1 protein-coding gene is annotated in these 1,118 nt (G+C 68.8%); it reads right to left on the bottom strand.

All coding sequences use genetic code 11. The annotated features are described in order from the left end of the window. Entirely contained in the window at positions 1 to 999 is a 999-nt protein-coding gene (locus AC0IVP_RS21800; protein ID WP_471759266.1) for an IS481 family transposase, read from the bottom strand. Between the last annotated feature and the right edge of the window lie 119 nt (positions 1,000 to 1,118).

Here is a 1,118-nt window from a genome sequence, read left to right as displayed (position 1 = left end):
CTAGGTGTACTGCTCGGTGACGTTGGTGCACCGGGTGATGGGTGGGAGGTTGCCCAGGGCGGTGTGGGGCCGGTGGTGGTTGTAGTGGTGCAGCCAGCCTGACAGGGCTGCTCGGCGGTTGGTCTCTGAGTTGTAGAGCCGCTTGTAGGCCCATTCCTCGAGCAGGGTGCGGTTGAGTCGCTCGACCTTGCCGTTGGTCTGGGGACGACGGACTCGGGTGCGGGAGTGCTTGATGCCCAGGGCGGCGTGCTCGTCGCGCCAGGCGTGGCTCTTGTAGGCCGAGCCGTTGTCGGTCAGCACCCGGTCGATGGTGATGCCGTGGCTGGCGAAGAACGCTCTGGCCCGGGCCCAGAAGGCCAGGGCGGTGGCGGCGGTCTCGTCGTCGAGGGCCTCGGAGTAGGCCAGCCGGGTGTAGGCGTCGATGGCTGAGTGGACGTAGCAGTAGCCAAGGTTGGGGCGTCCGTGCACCTTGCGCGGGCGGGTTGAGTCGCGGTGGGCCTGCCGGTTGGCGATGCCTTGGGTCCTGCCGTGGATGCGCCAGCCACCCCCGTCAGGGATGTTGCCCAGCTTCTTGATGTCGACGTGCACCAGTTCGCCCGGGCGCGTCATCTCATAGCGGCGGATCGGCTCGCCGGTAGCTCGGTCGACGTGCCAGAGGCGGTTGATCCGGCAGGCGGTCAAGATCCGGTGCACCGTCGAGGCGGATACCCCGACCTTCGCAGCGATCGCGACCGGGCCCAGTCGCTGCTTCCAGCGCAGGTGCACGATCTTGCGCACCACAGGCTGCGGGGTCCGCCGGGGTGAGTGGTGCGGCCGGCTGGAGCGGTCGACCATCCCGGCCGACCCCTGCTCCCGGTAGCGCTCTGACCAGCGCTTGGCAGTGGTCCGGGCGACCTGGAACCGGGCCGCGGCGTGGGCGACCGGCCAGCCCTGATCGACGATGCAGCGGGCCAATCGCAGCCGGCCGAGCTCAGTCAGGGGCGCATTACGGTGGGGCACGAGGGACCTCCTGGGTCGGTGCGGGTGCTTGGCGGCTCCCACACAGAACCCGGAGGTCCCTCCTCACATCAAGATCAGCCTCGAACAGAGACCGTGCACCAACCTGTCCGGGCAGTACA

It is taken from the genome of Klenkia sp. AC732 (assembly GCF_979256525.1).
The sequence above is the reverse complement of the archived record's forward strand: the minus strand, read 5'-3'. Positions and strand labels throughout refer to the sequence as shown.